Source organism: Mesorhizobium sp. DxT, from assembly GCF_058448885.1.
Genome location: NZ_JBZFLJ010000004.1, coordinates 136,612 through 159,133, shown reverse-complemented (window position 1 = coordinate 159,133; position 22,522 = coordinate 136,612). Strand labels below are relative to the sequence as shown.

Annotated in this window: 20 protein-coding genes; 12 read left to right on the top strand and 8 right to left on the bottom strand. The window is 64.1% G+C overall.

Annotated elements, in window-relative coordinates; genetic code table 11:
- Nucleotides 1-14: 14 nt before the first annotated feature.
- The 4 genes from ACVJNE_RS10050 to ACVJNE_RS10035 form a co-directional block, all read right to left on the bottom strand.
- The gene (locus tag ACVJNE_RS10050) at nucleotides 15-1,781 is read right to left on the bottom strand and encodes a VWA domain-containing protein (protein WP_499565205.1); all 1,767 of its coding nucleotides are present in this window, start codon (nucleotides 1,779-1,781) and stop codon (nucleotides 15-17) included.
- Nucleotides 1,782-1,951: 170 nt separating this feature from the next.
- On the bottom strand, nucleotides 1,952-2,611 hold the full coding sequence (locus ACVJNE_RS10045) for a glutathione S-transferase family protein (RefSeq protein ID WP_499565203.1): 660 nt from the start codon (nucleotides 2,609-2,611) through the stop codon (nucleotides 1,952-1,954).
- A gap of 1 nt (nucleotide 2,612) precedes the next feature.
- Nucleotides 2,613-4,310 (bottom strand): Rieske 2Fe-2S domain-containing protein, encoded by a 1,698-nt coding sequence (locus ACVJNE_RS10040; RefSeq protein WP_499565201.1) that lies wholly within the window; start codon nucleotides 4,308-4,310, stop codon nucleotides 2,613-2,615.
- Nucleotides 4,311-4,330: 20 nt separating this feature from the next.
- Nucleotides 4,331-5,233, bottom strand: a complete 903-nt coding sequence (locus ACVJNE_RS10035; RefSeq protein WP_173186961.1) for an aromatic ring-hydroxylating oxygenase subunit alpha — start codon at nucleotides 5,231-5,233, stop codon at nucleotides 4,331-4,333.
- 187 nt (nucleotides 5,234-5,420) lie between these two features.
- Here ACVJNE_RS10035 and ACVJNE_RS10030 point away from each other — a divergent pair, with 187 nt between their 5' ends.
- Genes ACVJNE_RS10030 through ACVJNE_RS10015 form a run of 4 tightly spaced genes read left to right on the top strand, consistent with a single transcriptional unit; the run spans nucleotide 5,421 to nucleotide 10,121 of the window.
- A complete protein-coding gene (locus ACVJNE_RS10030; RefSeq protein WP_499565199.1) occupies nucleotides 5,421-6,965 on the top strand; it encodes an ABC transporter ATP-binding protein in 1,545 nt (514 codons plus the stop codon).
- A 25-nt stretch (nucleotides 6,966-6,990) separates the two neighbouring features.
- Nucleotides 6,991-8,052, top strand: a complete 1,062-nt coding sequence (locus ACVJNE_RS10025; RefSeq protein ID WP_499565197.1) for an ABC transporter permease — start codon at nucleotides 6,991-6,993, stop codon at nucleotides 8,050-8,052.
- Nucleotides 8,049-8,978, top strand: coding sequence for an ABC transporter permease (locus ACVJNE_RS10020; protein ID WP_368802278.1), 930 nt, complete (start codon nucleotides 8,049-8,051; stop codon nucleotides 8,976-8,978). The genes ACVJNE_RS10025 and ACVJNE_RS10020 overlap by 4 nt, the downstream gene beginning before the upstream one ends.
- A gap of 54 nt (nucleotides 8,979-9,032) precedes the next feature.
- Nucleotides 9,033-10,121 carry a BMP family ABC transporter substrate-binding protein gene (locus ACVJNE_RS10015; protein ID WP_499565195.1) on the top strand — a complete coding sequence of 363 codons (1,089 nt, stop codon included), beginning with the start codon at nucleotides 9,033-9,035 and terminating at the stop codon, nucleotides 10,119-10,121.
- A gap of 74 nt (nucleotides 10,122-10,195) precedes the next feature.
- Here ACVJNE_RS10015 and ACVJNE_RS10010 read toward each other — a convergent pair whose 3' ends face one another.
- From ACVJNE_RS10010 to ACVJNE_RS10000, 3 genes are all read right to left on the bottom strand, one after another.
- Nucleotides 10,196-11,158 carry a GlxA family transcriptional regulator gene (locus ACVJNE_RS10010; RefSeq protein ID WP_173186965.1) on the bottom strand — a complete coding sequence of 321 codons (963 nt, stop codon included), beginning with the start codon at nucleotides 11,156-11,158 and terminating at the stop codon, nucleotides 10,196-10,198.
- A 41-nt stretch (nucleotides 11,159-11,199) separates the two neighbouring features.
- A complete protein-coding gene (locus ACVJNE_RS10005) occupies nucleotides 11,200-12,096 on the bottom strand; it encodes a bifunctional methylenetetrahydrofolate dehydrogenase/methenyltetrahydrofolate cyclohydrolase (protein WP_499565192.1) in 897 nt (298 codons plus the stop codon).
- A 120-nt stretch (nucleotides 12,097-12,216) separates the two neighbouring features.
- The gene (locus tag ACVJNE_RS10000) at nucleotides 12,217-14,574 is read right to left on the bottom strand and encodes a GumC family protein (protein WP_499565190.1); all 2,358 of its coding nucleotides are present in this window, start codon (nucleotides 14,572-14,574) and stop codon (nucleotides 12,217-12,219) included.
- A gap of 197 nt (nucleotides 14,575-14,771) precedes the next feature.
- Between ACVJNE_RS10000 and proC the strand changes: the two genes are divergently transcribed.
- On the top strand, nucleotides 14,772-15,584 hold the full coding sequence (gene proC, locus ACVJNE_RS09995; RefSeq protein ID WP_499565188.1) for a pyrroline-5-carboxylate reductase: 813 nt from the start codon (nucleotides 14,772-14,774) through the stop codon (nucleotides 15,582-15,584).
- Nucleotides 15,585-15,587: 3 nt separating this feature from the next.
- On the opposite strand, the gene ACVJNE_RS09990 is transcribed toward proC, so the two are convergent.
- Nucleotides 15,588-16,904, bottom strand: a complete 1,317-nt coding sequence (locus ACVJNE_RS09990) for an NAD(P)H-dependent oxidoreductase (protein ID WP_499565186.1) — start codon at nucleotides 16,902-16,904, stop codon at nucleotides 15,588-15,590.
- Nucleotides 16,905-17,082: 178 nt separating this feature from the next.
- On the opposite strand from ACVJNE_RS09990, the gene ACVJNE_RS09985 reads away from it, so the two are divergent.
- The 7 genes from ACVJNE_RS09985 (at nucleotide 17,083) to ACVJNE_RS09955 (ending at nucleotide 22,475) form a co-directional block, all read left to right on the top strand.
- Nucleotides 17,083-17,964 carry a hypothetical protein gene (locus ACVJNE_RS09985; RefSeq protein WP_499565184.1) on the top strand — a complete coding sequence of 294 codons (882 nt, stop codon included), beginning with the start codon at nucleotides 17,083-17,085 and terminating at the stop codon, nucleotides 17,962-17,964.
- 95 nt (nucleotides 17,965-18,059) lie between these two features.
- Entirely contained in the window at nucleotides 18,060-19,088 is a 1,029-nt protein-coding gene (locus tag ACVJNE_RS09980) for a LacI family DNA-binding transcriptional regulator (RefSeq protein ID WP_499565182.1), read from the top strand.
- Nucleotides 19,089-19,182: 94 nt separating this feature from the next.
- On the top strand, nucleotides 19,183-19,854 hold the full coding sequence (locus tag ACVJNE_RS09975; protein WP_499565180.1) for an amino acid ABC transporter permease: 672 nt from the start codon (nucleotides 19,183-19,185) through the stop codon (nucleotides 19,852-19,854).
- A 13-nt stretch (nucleotides 19,855-19,867) separates the two neighbouring features.
- Nucleotides 19,868-20,524, top strand: coding sequence for an amino acid ABC transporter permease (locus tag ACVJNE_RS09970; RefSeq protein ID WP_173186984.1), 657 nt, complete (start codon nucleotides 19,868-19,870; stop codon nucleotides 20,522-20,524).
- 37 nt (nucleotides 20,525-20,561) lie between these two features.
- Nucleotides 20,562-21,353 carry a transporter substrate-binding domain-containing protein gene (locus ACVJNE_RS09965; protein ID WP_499565177.1) on the top strand — a complete coding sequence of 264 codons (792 nt, stop codon included), beginning with the start codon at nucleotides 20,562-20,564 and terminating at the stop codon, nucleotides 21,351-21,353.
- A gap of 18 nt (nucleotides 21,354-21,371) precedes the next feature.
- On the top strand, nucleotides 21,372-22,136 hold the full coding sequence (locus ACVJNE_RS09960; protein WP_499565175.1) for an amino acid ABC transporter ATP-binding protein: 765 nt from the start codon (nucleotides 21,372-21,374) through the stop codon (nucleotides 22,134-22,136).
- 12 nt (nucleotides 22,137-22,148) lie between these two features.
- Entirely contained in the window at nucleotides 22,149-22,475 is a 327-nt protein-coding gene (locus tag ACVJNE_RS09955; protein ID WP_499565173.1) for an EthD domain-containing protein, read from the top strand.
- Nucleotides 22,476-22,522: the final 47 nt, after the last annotated feature.

Genomic DNA, 22,522 nt, shown 5'->3' with positions numbered 1-22,522 from the left:
ACCGGCGTGAACTCTTATTGAACCGTGATCGGAACCTGGGTCAGAACCCGACGTCCACCGGGTGCTTCGAGAACGTAACGCAGCTCATAAGCTCCAGGTTTTTCAGGCGCCGTCAGCTTCGCGGTGCCGTCCTCCGACTGCGCGACATAAAAGTATGCGAGTTCGCCTGAGGTCTCTGAATGCCCCTGAGGCACCAGATCGATGTAGTCCTGATCGGCCCTGGGGCCCGTCCATTCAACAGCAAACGTCGTCCCGGTCTCCACGGCGTCGGGGGCCTTGAGCGTCGCGGCGGCAGGCGTCACCGTGATCGGCTGGCTGGCCATCACGCGTCGGCCCCCAGGAGCCTCCAGAACGTAGCGCACCTGATACTCACCGGCATCGCCCGGCGCTTGCATGGTCGCCGTCTCGCCGTCTGGCGAACCGTCGATGTAGAAATAAGCCGTCTCGCCGCTCGGCTCCGTGTGTCCTTTGGGCACAAGGTCGAGATAGTCGCCGCTCGAAGCCGGTCCCGTCCAATGGATGTCGATCTTCTCGCCCGCGCCGACAGTCGGCTGAAAAGCAAGGCTCACAGCCGCGTCGGAAACTTCCAGCGGGATCGACGTCAGCATGCGGCGGCCGTCGGGCCCCTCAAGGATGTAGCGGACCTGGTAGTCGCCGGCCTTGCCCGGCGCCTCAATCTTCGCCGGATTGCCGCCCTCGACATAGAAGTAGGAAATTTCGCCTGAAACCTCGGTATAGCCGGCGGGCACGATGTCGATGTAGTCGCCGCCGGAGTCGGGGCCTTTCCATTCGACATTGAACGCTTCTCCCACCGAGACCTTCGGTGGCGCAACAAGCGCAACCTCGCTGTCGATCACGCCAATCGGCTTCGAAGCCAGCACGTGTCGACCGTCCGGCCCCTCCCAGACATAGCGCACGACGTAGTCGCCGACCTTGCCAGGCACGCGGATCGGCAGCGGGCTGCCGCGGTCGACATAGGCGTAGGCAAGCTCGCCGGACACTTCGTCATATCCCGCGGGCACGATGTCGATGTAGTCGTTGCCCGTGCCTGGACCGGTCCAAGATACCTCTATACCAGAGCCGATCGGCGCGGAATCCGGCGCCGTTACAGCCGCCTCGGGCAGGACGACAGGTTCCGGCTTTTCCGGTTGCTCCGCGCGTGCCGAATCCGGCGCGGCGGCGACGGTCTCGCTGAGAGCCTCGTTCAGCCCTTGCCCATCGCTTGCCTGGATATAGCGGCCGCCGGTATTCTCGGCGAGGCACGCGACCTGACGGCCTTCATCGCGCGAGAGGCCGAAACCGACAACGTGGGCGGTGAAGTCGACGCCTGATTGCTCGAGTTCTTTGGCGAGTGCGCAGGGGTCTGCGTTACAGGTCTCTATACCGTCGGTAATCAGAACAACGGTGGCCTTGTCCTCGGTATAGCGCAGCGCCTCCGCGGCCTGGCGCACCGCATCGGAGAGCGGCGTCTTGCCGAGAAACTTCATCTTTGCAGCCGCAGCCGCGATGGCGTCGGCGGTGCCCGCGGCCGGTTCGACAACCAGTTCGATGTCGGTGCAGCTTCCCTTCTGCCGGTGGCCGTAGGCCATCAGACCGAGTTCGCGGTCAGCCGGGATTGTCGGCAATACGGAGCGCAGCGTTTCGCGGGCGATTTCCAGCTTGGGCTTGCCGTCGATCTGGCCCCACATGGAACCCGAAGCATCCAGGACGATGATCGTCCGTTCAGCCGACCATGCAGCGAGGGACGATGCCGCCACCATTCCCGCCGCAGCAAGACCCATCACAATCGCCCGCATCCGCCACCTGTGTCCATGTCGCCTAAATTCCCCAGCGGAAGCTAATGGACGATCACGGGGCCGGCAACGGCAAAGTGGGTGCTAGTACATCTAGTCTAGCCCGGAGCTCTGACGACCTCCGGCTTGGCTCGGCCACGGTGTTCGCACGCCGGTGCTCACGACGCGGCTTGCGCCTCCAGTGCCGGCCCTGCCGGGAAGATGCCGGACATGACGGTGAAGCCGGGGACGCGGCGAACCCGATCGGTCCAGCGGCGCAGGGCGGGGTAATCCTGGCGGGATACCTCCGCCTCGTCGGAAAGCATCACATAAGGAAAACAGGCGATGTCAGCCGTCGTCGGGTGCGCCGGCCTGCAAAGCCAGTCGCGTCCTTCCTTCTCGCCGAACCAGAGATGTTCATCCATGATGCGGAAAATGCGGTGCGCGCCCTTTTGCGCTTTCTCTAGATCGAAGTCGTAGAACATGCCCAGCACGAGCCGCGCGGCGGATACGGTCGACGTCAGGTCGTCGCCGACGGCATGCCAGCGCAGGATTTCCGCCATCGTCGCCGGGTCATCGGGAAACCACTGGCCGGACCTGTCGTATTTGCGCGCCAGATAGACAAGGATCGCACCGCTATCCGAGAGAGTCTCGTCGCCATCCCGCAGAACCGGCAACTGGCCGAACGGGTTCAGCTCCAGAAACCAGTCCGAGCGATGCTCGCGGCCGGGATAGAAATCAACCGGCACCACCTCGTAAGGCACCTTTAGGATGCTCATGAGCAGGCGCAGCTTGTAGCAATTGCCAGACAGCTCGAAATCGTAAAGCTTGATGGGCACGTCAGATATCCAGAACCAGACGAGCGGATTTGGCGCGCGACACGCAGGTCATTATCGCCTTGTTTGCGCGCTTCTCGCTTTCGTTGAGATAGACGTCCTGATGGTCGACCTCGCCTTCGATCACCGTGGTCATGCAGGTTCCACACGCACCCTGCTCGCAGGATGAAAGCACGGTAACGCCAGCCTCGCGCATCACCTCCAGGATGGTCTTGCCGGCGGGCACCTGCAGGGTCATGGCGGATCGTGCAAGCTCGATCTCGAAGGAAGAGCTGTCGTCGATCACCCGGTCGTTCTTGAAATATTCGAAATGGACCGCCTCGTCCGGCCAGTCGAGACCGGCTGCGAGCGCCCGTACCATCTCCAGCATCGAGCCCGGCCCGCAGATGTAGACGTGCTGGGCGAAGCTCCAGCGGCCGAGCGCTTCGCCGATGGTCTGCCTGATCGCGTCGCGGGCGAGCGCATCATGCACCGTTACCTTGCCGCGCAGGGCATTCAGCCTGTCACGGAAAGCTGCGGCGTCGGCATCGCGAACGAAGTAGTGCAGTTCGTAGGGCAGGTCCGACTTGTCGAGGAACCGGGCCATGGAAAGGATCGGCGTGATGCCGATGCCTGCCGCGACAAGTACGGTGCGCGTTGCATCGCGGCGGAGCGGAAAGTTGTTGCGCGGTTCCGAGATCGTCAGCAGGTCGCCTTCGCGGACGCTGTCGGCCAGCGCATGCGACCCGCCCTTGGAAACTTCCTCCCGCTTAACGCCGATCACATAGCTCAGCAGTTCGCCGGGACCGTTGGTAATGGAATACTGGCGGACCAATCCGGTCGGCAGGTGAACGTCGATATGCGCCCCAGGCTGGAAGGTCGGCAAGTGGCTGCCGCTACGGTCGGCAAGCTCGAAACCGGTCACGCCCCGCGCCGTCTGCCATTTACGCTTGACGACGACGATCATTGTGCCGCCGTGCGGCACGGCGATGTCGGGCATCGTGGCAAGTTCGGCCGAGACCTTCTCGTAGGTAGGCTGCAGCGGGGCTGGCGCGGGCTTGCGTGCCGCCGAACGTTCCAGCCGGTCGCGAAGCTTGGCCAACGTGCGATTCCTCTGGCGCAGCAGGGCGAACGTATCGGCCTTCGGATCGGAAACAAGTCCGCGGATCACGCTGCGGCCTGAATCGACCGGCTGCACGAAATAGACTGCGTCGCCAGCGCGCACTGTGAGACCATCCGGGGATTCTGCGTCAAAGGCCTTTGCGAGGCCTGCGGCCACATCTTCAGGGGCTGCATTGACAGGCATCGGCCGCAGAGGCAGCCAGGTCCCCTCTCCCGCTGGCGGGAGGTCAGGAAATACCGCGCCCTCGCTTTGAGCAGACCAGACGAGGCCGAATGCCTCGCGCACGGGATAGGTCCTGTTCTGGATACGGCGGGCGGGCGCGTCGGCGGGATGGGCCGGGATGTAGGTGCAGCCGGCGGAGCGGTTAGCATAACGCCAGCCGTGATACTGGCATTTCAGCTCGCCACCCTCGTTGATGCCGATCGAAAGCCGCACGCCACGATGCAGGCAGCGATTTTCCCAGATGTTCACATTGCCGTCGTCGGCGCGCCACACCGCAAGCTCGCGACCGAGCAACTGGCCGTGGAAGACGTGCCGGAAAGGCAGGTCGTCACTGGAGGCGATGGGATGCCAGCGGGCATCGTCGATGGAAAGGGTCATGGTTTCAACGATATGCGCTATCAGCCAGCTTGAGGAATGACGCCGTAGGCGATGCCCTTTCGGCTGAGCCAGCGGCGGTAAGCGATCGCCGACTTGTCGGCGCGGATCGGTGTTTCGGCGCGCGGATCGAGCGGCAGGCGGCGCGGCATCTGGTTTTCCAGGATGGGCTTGTCCTGGCCGAAGATCGTCTGCTGGAACCGGCGCAGCTCGGTGATCGTCGAGACCGAATCGACCATCGATTGCAGCAGATGGGCGCGGCATCGGTCCTGCGTCATCGGCTGCAGGAAGATGGCGATCACGTCGCGGCGGCTCTCGTCCTCCGGACAGGATTTATAGAGCACCGAACAGAACGGGTGCGGCACGCGGTAGACATATTCCACCTCGATACCCTCAGTCGCCGAGAGCGCGGCACGCGGCTGGAAGAAGCGGCAGCGCGTTGCCAACACCTCGTCGCGCTCCTCCGACACCTCGACGTCGTATTCCTTCACCTCGGTGTGAGGCTCGGCGCCCAGAATGTCGGTGTGGACATATGGGAAATGCCCCATGTCTAGGAAGTTCTCGACCGCGCGCGGTGCGGAGACGTTCACGCCGATCGAACCACAGCTCATGTTCTTGCGGTCGGGCTCGGCATATTCGGGAATCGGGAAGATGTCCGGCGGCGGATTGCCGAGGCTGGTCCAGACATAACCGTAGCGCACCAGAACCGGGAGCCGCTCGACGATTTCGTCCGCGTCGATCTCGTCTCCGGCTTCCTCCACGGTTCTGAGCCACACCACCGGCTGCCCCTCGCCGTCTCGCGTCAGGGCAATCGGCGTATCCAGCAGCAGCGTCGTTTCGACAGCGCCAATAGGCACTTCCTCGGCTGCCGCGATGACCTGCCAGAGGTCGCGGGTGACGGGGTCAATCAACTTGTCGGACTTCATGGCACCTTCATCGCACGGCTGCGTTCGCGCGCTCAAGATTAATTTTTGTGCATCCCCGGTGAGGGCCTTGCAAAGAGGCAATGTTGATGCTTTGTGAGACTAGCACCGCACCGAAACTTGGTGCAACATGGCGCTGGGGAACATAAGAGTTGGGCGCGCGTGAAGCGCCGGGAAACCGAGGCTTGGATTGAACTGCGATACGCCGTTTCGGCTGGAACTTTCCGGCATTACGAAACGATTTCCGGGAGTACTCGCCAACGACAGTGTCAGCTTCGGGGTGAAGCCGGGCGAGATACATGCTCTGCTTGGCGAAAACGGAGCCGGCAAGTCGACGCTCGTCAAGATGATCTACGGGATCATGCAGCCGGACGCGGGCGAGATTCGCTGGAACGGCGAGCCGGTCACCATCACTAACCCCAATGCCGCACGCCGTCTCGGCATCGGCATGGTGTTTCAGCATTTTTCGCTTTTCGAGGCCCTGAGCGTACTGGAGAACATCGCGCTCGGCATCGACTCCAAGGTACCGTCGCGCGAGTTGCGCGCGCGCATCGGCGCGATCATGGACGAGTACGGCCTGACGCTCGATCCCAACCGAATGGTCGAGACACTGTCCGTCGGCGAGCGCCAGCGAATCGAGATCGTGCGCGCGCTGCTGCTCGAACCCAAGCTGCTGATCATGGACGAGCCGACATCTGTGCTCACCCCGCAGGAGGTGGAGCAGCTTTTCGGCGTGCTGCGCCAGCTTGCCGCACAGGGCTGCTCGATACTCTACATTTCCCACAAGCTTCACGAGATACAGGCACTTTGCGACACGGCGACGATCCTGCGCGCGGGAAAGCTGGTGCATACCTGCGATCCCCGTCAGGAAACCTCCCGCTCGATGGCGGAAAAGATGATCGGGGCAGGCCTGCGCGACGTCACCCGCAGCCATGATCGGGCGCTTGGCGAGCCGCGCCTCGTCGTCTCGAAACTTTCGTCCGTTCAGACGGACCATTTTGACGTGCCCGTCCGGGATGTCAGCTTCACGGTGCGGGCCGGCGAGATTTTCGGCATCGCGGGTGTCGCCGGCAATGGCCAGAACGCGCTTCTGGAGGCGCTTTCGGGCGAAGCGCCGGCCAGCGAAGCCGGCGCGGTCGCCGTCGACGGCAAGCCGATGGGCGCGGCCGATGTTTCGGCGCGTCGAAGCAAAGGCCTCTCGGCGGTGCCCGAGGAGCGAAACGGCCATGCGGCGGTCGGCGACTTTACGCTTGCCGACAACGCGGTACTGACGGCACGCGATCGCATCGACATGGTCACGCTAGGGCTGATCGGCCGGGACAAGGCCGAAGCCTTCGCCGGCAAGGTGATCGAGACGTTCGGCGTCAAGGCACAGGGACCCGGCGCGATCGCCGGCTCACTCTCGGGCGGCAATCTGCAGAAGTTCGTCATGGGTCGCGAGATACTCCAGCGACCGTCGGTGCTGGTCGTCAGCCAGCCGACATGGGGTGTCGACGCGGGCGCCGCGGCGGCGATCCATCAGGCGCTGGTCGACCTGGCCCAGGCCGGTTCGGCGATCGTCATCATCTCCCAGGACCTGGACGAGCTGCTCGCGCTCTGCGACACGATGGCGGTCATCAACGGGGGGCGGCTGTCGCGCGCGATGCCGGTTGCGGAGGTGGACGTTGAAGAGGTCGGCCTGCTGATGGGCGGCATCCACGGCGAAACGGAGGCTTCCGATGCCGTTCCGGCTTGAGAAGCGCCCTGCCCCGAGCAGGTTGATGCTCTATGCAACCCCGTTCGGCGCGCTGGCGCTGACGATGATTGCCGGGGCGCTCGTCTTCTCGCTGATCGGCTATGACGGCCTCGCCGCCGTGCAGCAGATTTTCATTACGCCGCTGACCAGCACTTTCCGCTGGCAGGATCTTGCGGTGAAAGCGTCGCCCCTGATCATCATCGGCGTAGGCTTGGCCGTCGCTTATCGCGCGAACGTCTGGAACATCGGCGCCGAGGGGCAATACATCGTCGGCGGTCTGACCGGCACATGGGTCGCGCTTGCCACCCATGGCATGACGGGCAGCTGGATCCTCCCAGCAATGGTACTGGCGGGCATGGCCGGCGGCATGGCTTACGCGGCGATCCCCGCCTTTTTCAAGACGCGGTTCAACGTAAACGAGATCCTGACGTCGCTGATGCTGACCTACGCCTCGGTCCAACTTGTATATTATGTGGTGCGAGGCCCGTGGAAAGATCCGATGGGCATGGGCTTTCCCCAGACGCGCGTCTTCTCCGAGGCCGCGCGCCTGCCCAACATGATCCCCGGGACGATCGTGCACTGGGGCGTGCCGGTAGCGCTTCTCGTCGCGCTCGTCGTCTGGTTCGTGATGTCGCGCTCCGTATTCGGATACCGTATCAAGGTCGTGGGCGCGGCGCCGAAGGCCGCCCGCTATGCGGGGTTTTCGACCAATGCCACGATCTGGCTGGCGCTGCTGGTCAGCGGTGGGCTCGCGGGCCTGGCGGGAGTGCTTGAGGTCGCAGGGCCGTTTCAGCGCATGGTGCCCGGCTTCCCGACCAATTACGGCTTCACCGCCATCATCGTCGCATTCCTCGCCCGGCTGCACCCGATCGGCGTCATCTTCGCGGCAATCGTTCTCGCGGTAACGTTTGTCGGCGGCGACCTGGCCCAGACGACGACCGGACTGCCGAGCGCGGCCAGCGGCATCTTCCAGGCGATGCTGCTGTTCTTCCTGCTCGCAGGGGACATTCTCGTCCGGTACCGGGTCCGGCGCGTTCCCAGCCAGCCGGTCGCCGAGGTACGCGCAGCAGCGGAGGCCCAGCCATGACAATCGGCCTTCTGATCGCCGTCACGATGACCCTGATCGTCGCCTCGACGCCGATCCTGATCGCGGCGTTGGGAGAACTGGTGGTGGAACGCGCCGGGGTGCTCAATCTCGGTGTCGAAGGCATGATGCTGATTGGTGCGGTGACCGGCTTCATCACCATGTTCACGACGGGCAATCCGTGGCTCGCGGTGCTGGTCGCCGCCATCGCCGGGCTGCTATCGTCCCTCATCTTCGGCTTCCTGACGCTCAGCCTGTCGGCAAACCAGACCGCGACCGGCCTAGCGCTGACCATTTTCGGGACCGGTTTTTCGGCACTCGCCGGCCAGAGTTATTCGGCAATGCCCGTGAGCCTTTTCCGCTCGGTCTTCCCGGCCGAATTGACAACGCATCCGTATCTGCGCGTCCTGTTCGGCTATTCGCCGCTGGTGTATTTCTCACTCATCATGGTCGTCGTGGTCTGGTGGTTCCTGAAGCGCACCCGCGGCGGGCTGATCCTGCGCGCGGTGGGCGAGAACGATCTGTCGGCGCATTCGATCGGCTACCCGGTGCGTGCGATCCGCTACGGAGCGGTCGCCTTCGGCGGCGCGATGGCCGGCATCGCCGGCGCGTGTTTCCCGTTGCTGCTGACGCCCCAGTGGGCCGAAGGCATGACCGCCGGGCGCGGCTGGATCGCGGTCGCGCTCGTCGTATTCGCCTCGTGGCGGCCGTTCCGCCTGCTGGCGGGCGCCTACCTCTTCGGCCTCGTGATGACCATGGAACTCTACGCCAAGGCGGGCGGCGGCCCGTTGACCGCCATCCCGTCGGAACTGTGGGCAGCCATGCCCTATCTCGCGACGATCGCCGTGCTGGTGCTCATATCGATTCGCCGCGATGCCTCGACCAATGCGCCGGCCTGCCTCGGCAAGCCGTTCCTGCCAAGCAATTGAAGTGGGCGAGGAGCTCCTTCGATCGACCGAACCACAAGCTCAGGAGAAACCAACATGACACTATCACGTCGTAACGTCCTCAAGATCGGCGGTGCCGCCGCCGCCGCGCTTCCGCTGCTCGGCCAAAAAGCCTTCTCGCAGACCGAACCGCTCAAGGTCGGCTTCATCTATATCGGCACCATCAACGACAATGGCTGGAACTACGCCCATAACCAGGGCCGTCTCTACATGGAGCAGGAGTTGGGCGACGCCGTCGAGAGCGTCTTCGTCGAGAACGTCGCCGAGGGCCCTGACTGCGAACGCGTGATGCGGGAACTCGTGCAGGCCGGCTGCAAGCTCATCTTCGCCACCAGCTTCGGCTACGGCGACTACGTCATCAAGATCGCGCAGCAGTTCCCGGACGTGAAGTTCGAGCACGCGACCGGCTACCAGCGCTCCGAGAACGTCGCGACCTACAATGCGCGGTTCTACGAAGGCCGCGCGGTTTGCGGCACGCTCGCTGGCCACCTGTCGAAGACCGGCAAGGCTGGCTACATCGGTTCGTTCCCGATCCCGGAAGTCGTGATGGGCATCAATGCCTTCGTACTGGCGGCGCGCAAGGTGAACCCGGACTTCACGATCACGCCCGTCTACATCTCGACCTGGAACGACCCTGCGCGCGAGGCCGACGCCGCCCGCGCCATGATCGACCAGGGCATCGACGTCATCGCCCAGCACACCGACGGCCCTGCCGCCCTGCAGGTGGCCGAGGAACGCGGCATCGTCGGCGGGTTCGGCCAGGGCGCAGACATGAGCGCCTTCGCACCGAAGGCGCAGCTCACCTCGATCATCGACAACTGGGGCCCGCACTATGCCGCGACCGCCAAGGCGGTCATCGACGGTACATGGGAGAGCAAGGATAGCTGGCCGGGCCTCAAGGAAGGCGAAGTCGTAATCGGCGACTACAACGAGTCGATCCCCGACGATGTCATTGCCGCAGCCGAGGCCGTCAAGAACGGCCAGATCGACGGCTCGATGCACATCTTCACCGGCCCGATCAACGACCATACCGGCGCCGAGAAGGTCGCCGCCGGCGTGACGCTGACCGACGCGGATCTGCTGTCGATGGACTGGTATGTCGAGGGCGTCATCCCGCCTGCATAAGGCGAAGTAGCATTGATGGATATGGAGACGCCGCCCATCGGGCGGCGTTTCTGTTCTTGGCACTGCTCATCGCGTCAGTAGGTGGTGCGCCGTTCCTCGCTCGGCGGGCGGCCGAACAGCAGCCGGTAGCTCTGCGCGAAATAGGAATGCGAGGTGAAACCGGTGGCGATCGCCACGTCTAGGATCGGCATATTGGTCTGGCGCAGCAGTTCGCGCGCGCGCTCCAGCCGCAGCCGCATGTAGTAGCGCCCCGGCGTCATGTTGAGATGACGCAGGAACAGGCGTTCCACCTGGCGCACGGAGAGACCGGCGGATTTGGCTAGCTGAACGGCCGAATAGGGTTCGTCGAGGTTGTCCGCCATCAGTTCGACGATCCGCCGCAGCTTCTCGGACTTGCCGGTCAGGTCGCGTTCCGGTCCGACACGCTGGCGATCACCCGCCGAGCGAATGCGCTCATGCTGGAACTGGTTGGCGACCTCGTTGGCGAGGTTCTGGCCGAAGTCAGTACGGATGATCTCGAGCATCAGATCGATGGAGGTCGTTCCGCCCGCGCAGGTATAGCGTTTGCGATCAATCTCGAAGACATTCCCGGTACAGTCGATCTCCGGAAACCGCTCCTTGAAGCCCGCCTTGTTCTCCCAGTGGATCGTACACCGGTGACCTTCGAGCTGGCCAGCTTCCGCAAGCAGGTAGGAGCCTACCGAGAGCCCGCCGAGGGCCGCGCCGCGACGCCCCAGCGAGCGAAGCGCGCCGAGCACCTTGGACTTGCCGGGAAATTCGTAGGAGAGCCCGGCGCAGACGAAAAGGATGTCAACAACCGGCAGGTCGGTGATCGCGTAGTCGATCTTGATCGGAAGGCCGTTGGACGCGATGACGGAATCGCCGTCGGCCGAAACGGTCGTCCAGCCATAGAAGTCGCGGCCGAGCAACCTGTTGGCCGAACGCACGGTGTCGATCGCCGCCGCGAGTGAGAACATCGAGAACTTGTCGACGAGCAGGAAGGCGAACTGGCGGCCGGGCGAAGGCGTATCGGTCATAACCGCGTTCTACTCGCTGGTTTGAATGTCGAAAAGCGGCCTCAGAATTTCGGCGGCTCGATGCCCGCGGTCCGACTGGCGGAAACGAGCGTATTCGCCATCAGCATTGCGATGGTCATCGGTCCCACACCGCCCGGCACGGGGGTGATTGCACCTGCACGCTCGGCGGCCTCGACAAAGGCGACATCGCCGACGAGACGTGTCTTGCCCTCGCCCTTCTCGGGCGCTGGAATCCGATTGATGCCGACATCGATGACGGTGGCGCCCTCCTTGACCCAATCGCCGCGCACCATTTCCGGCCGGCCGACCGCGGCGACCAGGATATCGGCGGTGCGACACAGGGCAGGCAGGTCTTTGGTGCGAGAATGGGCAACCGTGACGGTGCAATTGGCCGCCAGCAACAGGTTCGCCATCGGCTTGCCGACTATGTTGGAGCGGCCGACGACGACGGCGCTCAGGCCGGAGAGGTCACGTCCGCGTTCCCGCTCGATGAGCAGCATCGAGCCAGCAGGCGTGCAGGGCACGAAGGCGCTTGCCACCTCGCCAGTGCCCAGTCGACCGACATTGACGAAAGTGAAGCCGTCTACATCCTTATCCGGGGAGATTGCCTGAATGACGGCGCCGGCATCGATATGTTCGGGCAGCGGAAGCTGCACCAAAATGCCGTGGATCGCGGGATCGGCATTGAGGTCGCCGATCAGCGACAGCAGGTCGGCCTGCGGCGTGTCGGCTGCCAGCGTGTGCTGCACCGAGTGGAAGCCGCACGCCTTCGCCTTCTTCGATTTGGAGGCGACATAGACCTGGCTGGCCGGGTCCTCACCGACAATGACGACAGCAAGCCCGGGGGTGACACCCTTTTCGACAAGCGTTGCGGTCGCTTTCGTCACCGTTGCAATGACGTCTTCGGCAACCTGTTTTCCGTCGATGATGTTCGCCATGATTCTCCCCGCGTCGTCCGGTTTCGGCATCGCATTCTGGCGATTTCGACGCAAGGCGATCCCGTCATTGCGCCGTCCGATGCCGTAAACCCGAAAACGCGGCGGAATCGCGACCGCTTATCAGGTGCCGTAGCGTTTGCGCGGCGCACGGCTGTGGGCGAAGTCCTCGATCGCGTCCCGGAACTCGCGCAGGCTCTGCCGGATTTCCTCGATCGCCGCGTCCGTGGTTTCGTCGATATAGGCGTTCTGGTCGAAGGCCTGCTCGGGTGCAGCCTGTCGTGGCTGGTCGAAAGAGCGCGGCGGCGCTTCATGGTTCGGCGGGTAGGCGTAATGCTGTGGCGGCGCATAGGCAGGCGCGCCGAAGTAGGGCTGCTGCGGCGCAGGATAGGCCCCCGTCTGAGGGGAGTAATGCTGCGGCGGGGCCGGATAGTGCGCGGCGGGCCAGCCCGGCATCGGCATCAGCGGGGGCTGTGGCTGATAGACGCCGTGCATCGGCATCTGCGGCCATCCGGGCGGCGCCGGGGGAACAGGCTGCGCGTACATCGCACCTGGGTGATGAGGCTGCTGCGATGGCTGCTGGCTGTGCCCACCGGCCGGCTGGTGCTGCCGGGCTTCCGTCGACGCCGGCTGCCCGCCGGCCTGGGCATCGTTATGCGGATAAGCGTTATAGGGATTGTGGGAATGCATTTCGTCGGTCTCCTCGACGTTTCCGCTTTCTGCGGAACGAATGTCACTATCCAGGTCAGTTTCCGATGCTTCGGTGAATGCCTCGTCGGCCTGAAGCGATGCATACGCATCGTCCTTGAGCCAGGCATCGTCGTCGCGCCGCCTGCGCAGCCCGGCAAAACCCAGCCCCGCGAGCAAACCGGTCAGCGCACCGGCCATCGAAAAGGCCGGCACCGAAGGGCCGCTTGAAAAGAGCGGCGGCGCCGCTCTTGAAATCAGGCTGGCACTGCCGGGCGCCGAAGCACCGGGACCGGCCTGTGCGGCCTGCAAAGACTGCTCGTAGACCGAGCGCTTTGCTGCGGCCTCCCGCTCCAGCTCCCTCAAGGCGACCAGTTCGCCACCGATGTCGCCCTGGCGCGCCTTCATCTCGGCGAGTTGCGAGGCCAGTTCCTGCTCCTCCCGCACAGCCCGCGTCAATTCGGTCTGCAGCGCCGCGGCCACCCGCCGCAATTCGTCGGCAATCTCCTGGCGCGTGCCTTCAAGCTCGGCGCGGGCGGACAGCAATTCGGGGTGACGGGGTCCGAGCTTCACGCCCAGCCGATCCACCTGCTGCCGCGCAGCCGCGTACCGGCTTCTCAGATCGGTCAATGTCGAGGACGCGTATTGCTCCGGCAGCGAGCCGGTGACGATCGAATCGACGTTGGCCTCGCGGGTCGACGCGGTGCGTGCATTGAGCTCCACCGTACGCGCCTGCGCCGCCGAGAGGCGCTCGCTGAGGCGAACGATCTCATCATCGGAGATCAGCCGCCCCTGTGCATCGACAAGATCGTTTTGTGCCTTGAAATCGGCGATCGCCCGTTCAGCCTCCTCCACGCCCGCGCGCAGTTCCGAAAGACGTTCGCTCATGCTGCCGCTGGGCGAGGCAGTGCCGCCGCCGGCATTCGCCAGAAACAGCTCGGAGATCGTGTTGGCGATCAGCGCCGATTTTTCTGGATCGCCGGTTCGCGCCGAAACCTCGATGACGGACGAACCACCCTGCCGGTTCGTCTCGACCGCACGTTCGAGCGTCTGCAAGGAACGGGCCCGGCGGCGCTCCACCGAGCTGGCACCATCGCCTGCCACAAGGTCGCCAAGTCCGGCAAGCGAGCCGCCCAGGCCGAACGGGCCGGCGGCGTCGCCGTTGAACTCGGGGTCGGCGGCAAGGTTCAACCGGTCGGCGGCTGCCTCAAGCATGGTCCCCGAACGCAGCACGCGAAGCTGGTTGTCGACCAGAGCGAAGGCGGTATCGGCCGAGAGTTGCCCCGAGACGACGCCGGCGCGCAGGGCCTGCGGATCGATCAGCAATTCGCTCGTGGCGACATAGGACTTCGGCCACGCAAAGGCGACGGCGGCGCCGATCGCGGCACCTGCAAGCGTCAGCCCGATCACGGGACGCATCGACATTCCGCCGCCGGTCCTCCGTTCAGTCGGCGATACGGCACCGTCGGCATTCAACGGTTCTGATACTGTCTTGCCGGTCACGTCGACCCCCAGCGGCTCGGATTCCATCGGCGATTCGGTGCTGCCACGATCGTCTTCGGCCAGATGACCGGAAATCAGGTCCCTCAGCCGATGCGGTTCCGGCTGCTCGTGCACCAATGGTTCATCGACCGCGTCGACCTCCGGCTCAATCGGCGCGGAAAGAACAGGATTCGCACGGCGTTCGCGCCGTGCGCGTGCCCGGGCATGGCGCGTTACGGCGTCCTCTTCGTCGCTGACCATAGCCAGCAGCGAAGCGCGACCTTGCCTGTAAACGTCTCTTGAACCGGACATTGATGCCTGCAGAAGATGCGCGCACGACGGCGAGCTGGTTACCTCATTCGTTAAGGCAAGCTAAACGGGGATGGAAAACAAAAGGTTAATTTCGGGCGGAACCGACGCGACCATCCGGTTGTGTTGAACATTGGTGGCCGAAGGCCTAAACGGCTTCGCAACGCTGGCGACGTGCCGGCAAACCTCGGGAGAATGACATGGCTGCCAAGATCGTGCTCGTGGGATGTGGGAACATGGGATACGCGATGCTGGCGGGGTGGTTGTCCTCGGGCAAGCTTGCGGCGAATGAAGCAATCGTCGTCGAGCCGACCGATGCTCTGCGCGAGCGGGCGACCGCGCTGGGCGTCACCGCACTTTCGGACGCCGGGGCGATTGCCGCCGATGCAGCCCCACGCCTCGTCGTTTTCGCCGTCAAGCCGCAGGTGATCCTAAACGTCGTTCCGGCCTACGCACGCTTCAAGGCATCAGCCACCTATGTCAGCGTCGCAGCCGGCACGCCGATCTCCGCCTTCGAAGGCGCACTCGGTGCCGATGCGGGCGTAATTCGCTGCATGCCCAATACGCCCGCCGCAATCGGCAAAGGCATGATGGTGGTTGTCGCCAATGACAATGTCGACGCAGACACGAGCGACTTCGTGCGCGATCTTCTGTCGGCCAGCGGCGAAGTCGCGATGATTGACGATGAGGGGCTGATGGACGCCGTAACCGCGGTCTCCGGGTCAGGCCCCGCCTATGTCTTCCATTTCATCGAATGCCTGACGGAAGCAGGCGAGAAAGCCGGCCTGCCGGTCGAGACCGCGAAGCTGCTTGCGATGCAGACGGTCTACGGAGCCGCGGCACTTGCCGCCGAAAGCCGTGAGGAACCGGGAACGCTGCGCCAGCAGGTAACGAGCCCCAATGGCACGACGGCCGCAGCACTTTCGGTGCTTATGGGTGACGACCGCCTGAAGATGCTGGTCACGGAAGCCGTCGAAGCGGCGAGGGCGAGATCGGTCGAACTGGGCCAGTAGCGGCTAAGCGACGCCGACCAGTTCGTCCTGCTTGCGGCGGAGCGCAACGAGGCCCGAACCGGCATCCGGAGCCGCATTGGCGTAGGTGAGCAGCTCACCCTTCGCGATGGGCGCCGTCACGACACCGCCTTCGAGAAGTCCGCACGGGATCGCCTTCGCCGCGCGAGCGTCCTCGACGGTCATGATCCAGGAGCGGTAGGTGTATTCGCCGATCGCGTCGAGCCTGTCGCCGGGCTCCAGGTCGCGCTTGGCGACCGCGCACACCTCCGCCACAGGCCTGTCGAGCGGCACCATGTCGGCCTTGCCGTAAAGCACGGCGCGGGCGCAGGTCAGCGGCACTTCGAGGCTGGTCAGGTGATAGGGACGGAAGAAGGTGTAATACGGCCCCTCGCCCAGTTTCAGGTCGTTCATCCGCTCGCGCAGGCGCGGATGCGCCATTTCGGCGATGACGAAGACGCCAGGCGCGACACCCTTGCCGATGGAAAAATCTACGCAGCCCTTGCGCGACAGCACACCGCCATCCTCAACCGGGCAAAGCACGCGTGAAAGCTGGTCGCGCGTGGCAGCCGGGCCGTGCATGCCGGGCCTGTCCGGCACAAGCCCAGTTGCGTTGGCGATCGCGGCCATTTCCACCATGGTCTTGGAGCCATCCACGAACTCGACCAGCATGCGTGGGTTCATGTTGCGGCGTTCCGCTTCCTCGCGGTATTCGTCCGGTGTCGCATCGTGGTTGAGCGGGTTGTTCTTGCCCTTGCCGGCCGCGACCACGCGATGGCCCATCGCCGAGACGAACTCGATCAGTTCCATGCAGGAAGAAGGCTCGTCGCCCGCGCCGAGCGAGTAAACGACGCCAAGCTTCGCCGCCGCATGCTTGAGGTAGGCACCGATGGTGACGTCAGCCTCGACATTCATCATCACGAGATGCTTGCCGTGCTCCATCGCCTTGAGTCCGATCTCGGCGCCGACGGCCGGCTTGCCGGTGGCGTCGATCACGACATCGACCAGATCATGAGTGACGACCATGGACGAATCCGGCACGATTGCCGTGCGGCCGGCCTCGATCAGCGCCGACATGGCCTGCGCGCTTGCCGCATCGCCTGCGCTTTCGGGCGGCCGCTGGGCGATTGCGACCGCCTGCCGAGCGCGCTCTCCACGCGTATCGGCAATGGCCGCCACCTCGATGCCGCGCATCTGCGCTACCTGCGTAACGATGTCCGTGCCCATCTCTCCGCAGCCGACCAGGCCGATGCGCACCGGCCGGCCTTCGTCGGCGCGCTGCGCCAGATCGCGGGCGAGGCCCGTCAGTGCGACATTGGTCATGGCGTTTCCCATCCTTGGCAGTTTTGCGGGCAGATAGAATGACGGCCGCACGGAATGTCAACCGCGCAGCGGCGCTCCTGCCTGATGCAAGGTTGCGCTTGTACGATGGCAGAATAGATCGAGCATGGGAATTCGCGCCCGCATGCGTACGCGCGCCAGCCAAAGGCGGGACATTTCAATGTCGCCAGCCACACGGATCGCCATCGCAGCCGGTGGCGTGTCGGCTGCTGTCGCGTGCTGCACCGTCATCCTGTGGAGCTTCTCGGCGGAAGCGGGCACGTCGTTTGCGCTCATTGCCCTCCCACTGATCGCGATGCCGATCGTCGTTGCAGCAACTGCGTGGACAAGCGCACATCGCGCCATCGCGGCAAGCCTCGAACCGGCGATCGATAGCCTTGAACGGATCGCGCGGAACGACTTCACGCTGCCAGCCGCGCCCTTTGCGGACAGCGAGACCGCCGGCCTTGGCGCGGCCATCGAGCGCTGCCGTTCGGGACTTGAGGGCAGGCAACGCGCCGGCAAGGTTCACGCTGCCGTCGCCCGATTGATGGGCGCAGCAATAGGCAGCCTCGCCGACGGCGACCTGTCGCGCCGCGTGACGCTCGACCTTCCGGAACCATACCGGGCGTTTCGCGACGATTTCAACGCGACCATGGACAGGCTGGAGGCCGCCTTCGCAACTCTGACGACGAGCAGTAACCACCTTGCGGCGCACCAGCAGGAAATCGACGCGGCTGCCGGTCGGCTCGGACAGCGCGCCCAAAAGCTCGCCGAGCGGATAGACATCGAACTGCTGGCGATCGAGACCTGCGGCGATCGCGAAGAAATGCTGCAAAAGGTGCGGCATTTCATGGGCGGGATCGCCGTTGCCGCAAGGCGCAACATGGAGGCTGCCGAAAGATTCTCCGAGATTGGGCGTCTCGTGCAGAAGGAGGCAACCGCGCTTGCGCAGTTGGGGGGCGAAAACCCCACTTTCGATGAGGCTGGCAACGAGCCGGGCGACACAACCGCCAGCCTTCCGGCGGCAACAGCGCCTGTACGCATCCACTCCGCGGCGTGACCTAAACGAACTTGCGGAACACCCCTAACTGGTACTAAGTTTCATTGGATCGATCCAAGCCAGGAGGAGGCCATGGTCACCCAGCGTGTCCGGGTATGAAACGGGTCACCCTTCTCGACGTGGCGAAGCATGCCGGGGTATCGCGCGCCACCGCATCGCTGGTGGTGCGGGATAGTCCCTTGGTAGGCGCGGCGACGCGCGCCAAAGTCGAGGCCGCCATGGCCGAGCTCGGCTATGTCTACAATCTGGGCGCGGCACGGATGCGCGCGGCGCGCAGCCGAACGGTCGGGGTCATCATCCCGAACCTGACCAACCCATTCTTCGCCGTCCTGCTGGCGGGTATCGAAAGCATTCTGGAAACCGCCGGTCTTGCCGTCATCCTCGCCAATTCCAACGAGAATGCCGCCAAGCAGGACGGTTTCGTCAATCGCATGCGCGAGCATGGCGTGGACGGGCTTATCGTATGCCCGGCAGAGGGCACGGAGCGGCGCTTTGTCGACGATGCCGGCAAATGGGGCGTGCCGCTGGTCCAGACGCTGCGGATGGTGCCGGAAACGGCGAGCGACTATGCAGGCATGGACCCGACGCCGGGCATGCGCGAGGCAGTCGACTGCCTCGTCGGATTCGGGCATCGCCGTATCGGCTATGTCGCGACCGACACCCATCATTCCGCCCGCACGGAACGCCTCGAGAGCTTTCATGCGGCGATGAACGCTGCGAATCTCGCGCCGCTTTTCGTGCGCCCGCTCGAATCCACCCACATGAGCGCTCGAATGGCAGCGCCCGAGCTCATGAGCCGGCCCGCGCGCCCGACGGCGATCATCTGCCACAACGACGTTCTCGGACTGGGGCTTCATCGCGGCCTATGCGATCTCGGGGTCATGCCGGGCCGGGACGTTTCCCTTGTCGGTTTCGACAATGTGGCCGAGGCGGATCTCGTAATGCCGGGCCTCGCATCGGTCGCGACCGAACCTTTCGTGGTCGGCGAAAATGCGGCGAGGCTGCTTCTGAGGCGGATGGATGCGTCCGACGGCCCGATCGCCAGCAGCATCGAGGAAACCTACTTCGTGCAGCGCGGCTCCTGCGGGCCGGTGCGCACGGTAGCGGGAACCGTTCCTGCTTGACCCCGCCGACGTAATCATTTAGATCGATCTAAACGCACGGAGGAGTGAAGTGCGCTGCCGCGCACGCCTTGGCGAAGCGGCCGGGAGGTCAGTTTTGGATTATCAATTCAACTTCGCGCCGGTCTTCCGGAACTTCGACCAGTTGCTGGCCGGCGCGCTGGTGACGATTGAACTTTCCTTCGGCGCGATGATCCTCGGCACAATCGTCGCCATCGCCTGCGCGATCGGGAAGACGGCAGGACCGAAGCCGGTGCGCTGGTTGATCGACGCCTATATCGAATTGATCCGCAACACGCCGTTTCTCGTCCAGATCTTCTTCATCTTCTTCGCACTGCCGGCGCTCGGCGTCCGGCTTTCGCCGAATGTCGCGGCCCTCACCGCGCTGACCGTCAATGTCGGGGCGTACGCCACCGAGATCATCCGGGCCGGTATCGAGTCGATCAATCGCGGGCAGGTGGAGGCCGGCGTCGCACTCGGCCTGAAGCGTTGGCAGATCTTCCGCTACATCATCATCAAGCCTGCGTTGCGGACCATCTATCCGGCGCTAACCAGCCAGTTCATCTATCTGATGCTGACATCGAGCGTCGTCTCGGTCATCTCGGCCACCGATCTTGCGGCGGCCGGCAACAACATCCAGTCGCAGACCTTCGCGGCGTTCGAGGTCTATCTGGTGATCACGGCCATGTATCTGGTGCTGGCGCTCGGTTTCTCCGCGCTTTTCTCGGCGGTCCAGCGCTACGCCTTCAACTACCCGCTGGCGCGATAGGAGGGGACGAACCATGATCCGCCCCTTCGGCATCAACGAATTCTGGTTCATCGTCATGGCCGTCCAGTGGACGCTGGCGCTGTCAGCCGTAGCCTTCGCTGGCGGCGCTCTCGGCGGCCTCGCGGTCGCACTGGCGCGGGTCTCCCCGGCAGCACCGCTGCGTTACGCGGCATTGGGGTTCATCCGCCTGTTCCAGGGTACGCCACTGCTGATGCAGCTATTCCTGGTTTTCTTCGGGCTCAATATCTTCGGGTCGGGCGTCAATCCGTGGGTCGCCGCCGCGATCGCGCTCACGCTGCATGCGAGCGCTTTCCTGGGCGAGATATGGCGAGGCTGCATCGAAGCCGTGCCGAAGGGCCAGTCGGAGGCGGCCTGGGCGCTCGGACTGCGCTACTACGACCGCATGAAATCCATCGTCCTGCCACAGGCCGCCAAGATCGCGGTGGCGCCGACGGTCGGCTTTCTGGTGCAGCTCATAAAGGGCACGTCGCTGGCCTCGATCATCGGTTTCGTGGAGCTGACGCGCGCGGGACAGATCATCAACAACGCCACCTTCGACCCGTTCACCGTATTCGGGCTGGTGGCCGCTCTCTACTTCATCCTCTGCTGGCCGCTGTCGATCCTCGCGCGCCGCATGGAGGCCCGCTTCGCCGTGGCGACACGGCGCTGAGAAGAAACCGGGAAGTCAAACAGGGAAGGAAACGACGATGAACATCTTGAAGAAACTGGCAGGCCTCGCGCTTGGTGCCGTGCTTGCGACGGGCGTGGCAGCGACAGCAGCTTCCGCGCAGACGGTCGACGAGATCAAGGCGCGCGGCACCGTGAACATCGGCATGCTGGTGGACTTCGCGCCCTTCGGCATCATCAACGAGCAGGGCCAGCCCGACGGCTACGACGCCGATGTGGCGAAGCTCCTCGCCGAGGATCTCGGTGTTACGCTCAACCTCGTGCCTGTGACCGGCCCCAACCGCATCCCCTACCTGCTGTCCAATCAGGTTGACATTCTCGTCGCTTCGCTTGGCATCACGCCGGAGCGTGACGAGCAGGTCGATTTCTCGCAGGGTTATGCGGGTATCGAGATCTTCGTCTTCGGAGACGTCAACACGGAAGTGAAGGACGCGGCCGATCTCGCCGGCAAGAACGTTGCCGTTGCCCGCGCGTCGACGCAGGACACCTCCATCACCGAAATCGCGCCCGAGGGCACCAACATCCAGCGTTTCGACGATGATGCATCGGCGGTGCAGGCCTTGCTTTCGGGCCAGGTGCCTCTGATGGGCGCGTCCAACGTCGTCGTCTCACAGGTCCAGTCCGTTGCTCCGGACCGCTACGAGACCAAATTCTCGCTGCGCCAGCAAAGCCAGGGCATTGCCACCCGCCCCGGTCAGGACAATCTGATGGAGCACATCAACGCGTTCCTGGCCAAGGTCAAGGAAAGCGGCAAGCTGAACGAACTGCACGAAAAGTGGGTCAGCGCCCCGCTGCCCGAATTCCTGCAGTAAGACCAAAGGAGCGCGGGCATGTCCCAGACCAAGACGGCCGATAGCGGCATGCCCGCCGTGAAGATGGAGGGCGTGGACAAGTGGTACAACACGTTCCACGCCCTCAAGAATATCGACCTCCAGGTCGCGCGCGGCGAGAAGATCGTCGTGTGCGGCCCGTCGGGGTCGGGCAAGTCGACGCTGATCCGTTGCGTCAATCAGCTCGAGGAGGTGCAGAAGGGGCGCATCTTCGTCGAAGGCATCGAGCTCACGGCCGGGCCGAAGAACGTCGAGCAGATCCGTCGCGATGTCGGCATGGTCTTCCAGCAGTTCAATCTGTTCCCGCACATGACCGTGCTTGAGAATTGCACGCTGGCACCGATGAAGGTGCGCGGCGTCTCGAAGGCCGAAGCGGAGGAAACCGCGCGGAAATATCTCGCCCGCGTGCGCATTCCGGAACAGGCCGACAAATACCCAGCCCAGCTTTCGGGCGGCCAGCAGCAGCGCGTGGCCATCGCCCGCGCGCTGTGCATGAACCCGAAGATAATGCTGTTCGACGAGCCGACCTCCGCGCTCGACCCGGAAATGGTGAAGGAAGTGCTCGACACGATGATCGACCTCGCCACCGAAGGCATGACGATGATGGTCGTGACCCACGAGATGGGTTTCGCGCGCAAGGTCGCCGACCGGGTCATCTTCATGGATCAGGGAGAGATCGTCGAAGTGGCGGAACCGGAAGAGTTCTTCTCGAACCCGAAGCAGGAGCGCACGCGCACCTTCCTCGGGCAGATCGCTCACGGCTGAAGGCCACCGTTCATGATTGTCCGCCAGGCCTTCTTCGAGGGAACGATCCATGCCGGCCGCGAGGCGGAGTTCCGCGTTTTCGTGGAAGAGCGGCTGATGCCGCTCTGGCGGCTCTTCCCCGGCGCGCTCGACGTGCGCGTACTCTTCGCGCAAGCACGTGACGAAGGTGCCCCGCCCTTCGTGCTATCGCTGGCGATGACCTTCGAAAGCGAAGAGGCGCTTGGAGCAGCACTTCAGGCGCCGGTGCGATTCGAAAGCAGGGCCTTGACCGGCGAGCTGATGGCGATGTTCGACGGGCATATTCACCACCACGTCTTCGAGCTTCATTCCGCATTGTGACGGTTCGTCCGGCAAATCGCCGGAAACAGGCTCGCCAACCGACATTC